The organism is Bradyrhizobium sp. P2_E8, assembly GCF_056403875.1.
The window spans coordinates 1-1881 of sequence record NZ_JBFUES010001251.1 but is presented as its reverse complement, the minus strand read 5'-3'; the positions used below and the strand labels follow the sequence as shown (position 1 = coordinate 1881).

At 66.7% G+C, this 1881-nt stretch carries 1 pseudogene; it reads left to right on the top strand.

What is annotated here, in order from left to right:
* Positions 1–168: 168 nt before the first annotated feature.
* A pseudogene (locus tag AC1D00_RS39200) lies at positions 169–1881 on the top strand (hypothetical protein); the annotation flags it as partial.

The following is a 1881-nucleotide window of genomic DNA, read 5'->3' as shown; positions in this document are numbered from 1 at the left end:
ACTTTAAGACATCGGCAACGCGTTCCTTAACCCGTTATTTACCGTAACAGGAAAAAGTCGGTTTTCGAGGCAGACGACCCGCGCCAAATCCGATTGTCTTTACAACCGGCACGCGTGGGGAGGCTGGAGGTGCCGGGTGGGGCGCCGGAGTCGGAACCGGACAGAGTCATGAATTCGCGCGTATCGTGGAGTGTTGACGGCATCGATCCCTCCGTCCGGGAGCGGGCCGAAGCTGCTGCGCGCAGAGCCGGCATGTCACTCAACGATTGGCTGAACTCCACGCTCGGCGAAACTGCCCCGCCGAACTTTCGCGGACCTTACGAGCAGCGTCCGCAACACATGCCGAACCACGTACCGAGTCCGGAGAGCCGCGAAGTCGCCGACATCCACCAGCGGCTCGACGCGATCACCCAGCAGATCGAACGGATCTCAAAGCCCACCCCGCGCCAGGACTCTTCACGACAAGAGGTCTCGCGCGAGCAGGGCGTCGCACGCCAGCTCAACGATGCGATCTCGCGGCTCGACGCGCGCCTGTCGCAAATCTCAAAGCCGCAGCAGCTTCAACCGCAGCCTCCGCGGCCCGCACCCGCCGAGACGCGCCAGCGCCAGGCCGATGCGGTCGAGCGCGCGGCCGCACAGGTCTATCGCAACTCGCCGCCGCTGAGCCCCGCCTCGTTCGACGTCGCCGTCGCCGAGATCACGGCGCGGCAGAGCGAGCTCGACGGCTTTACGCCCAGGCAGATGCCGCCGCGCGCCGCGCCGTCGATTGCACCCACGGCAGCTCCCTACGCCCCGCCCATGGCGCCGCCCCAGCCTGCCTACGCTCCGCCGCCACCGCAGCCGGATTTCTCGTCGCTCGAGCGCCATCTGCTCAAGATCACGAGCCAGATCGAATCGCTCCAGCGCCCTGACAATACCGAGCAGGCGATCAACGCCTTCCGCAGCGAGCTTGCGGAGATCCGCCACGCCATCACCGAGGCGATGCCGCGCCGCGCGATCGAGTCGATCGAAAATGAAATCCGCTCGCTGCACCGTCGCATCGACGAGACCCGCTCGTCCGGCACCGACGGCCAGGTCCTGTCAGGCATCGAGCACGCGCTGTCCGACATCAAGCAGGTGCTGCGCACGCTGACGCCGGCCGAGCAGCTCACCGGCTATGACGAGGCGATCCGCAATCTCGGCGCCAAGCTCGATCTGATCCTGCGCGCCAATGACGATCCGTCCACGGTGCGTCAGCTCGAAGGCGCGATCTCGGCGCTGCGCGGCATCGTCTCCAACGTCGCCTCCAACGAAGCGCTGGCACGGCTTTCCGAGGACGTGCAGCTGTTGTCGTCCAAGGTCGACCAGATCACACGCTCGTCCGGCCCCGGCGACAGCTTTGCCGTGCTCGAGCAGCGCATCGCGGCGCTCACCGCCGCGCTGGAGACGCGCGAGCGGCCTCAGCCTGCCGAGAGCACCGAACATCTTGAAGCCGCGATCCGTGCGCTGTCGGATCGTTTCGATCGCATGCAGGTCGGCAACGATTCGGCCTCGACCTTTGCGCATCTCGAACAGCGCGTCTCCTATCTGCTGGAGCGGATCGAAGCCGCCTCCGATCCGCGCAACGGCAACTTCAGCCGCGTCGAGGACGGGCTGCACGACATCCTGCGCCACCTGGAGCGGCAGCAGGCGACCTATTCCGCGCTCGCCGAGAGCCGCAATTCGGCGCCGGCCCCCGATTCCGGCATGGTCGATCTCGTCAAGCGCGAGCTCTCCGACATCCGCTTCAGCCAGGCCGAGACCAACCGCAGCACCCAGGACTCGCTCGAAGCCGTCCACAGCGCGCTCGGCCACGTCGTCGATCGCCTCTCGATGATCGAGGGCGATCTGCGCGCGGTGCGC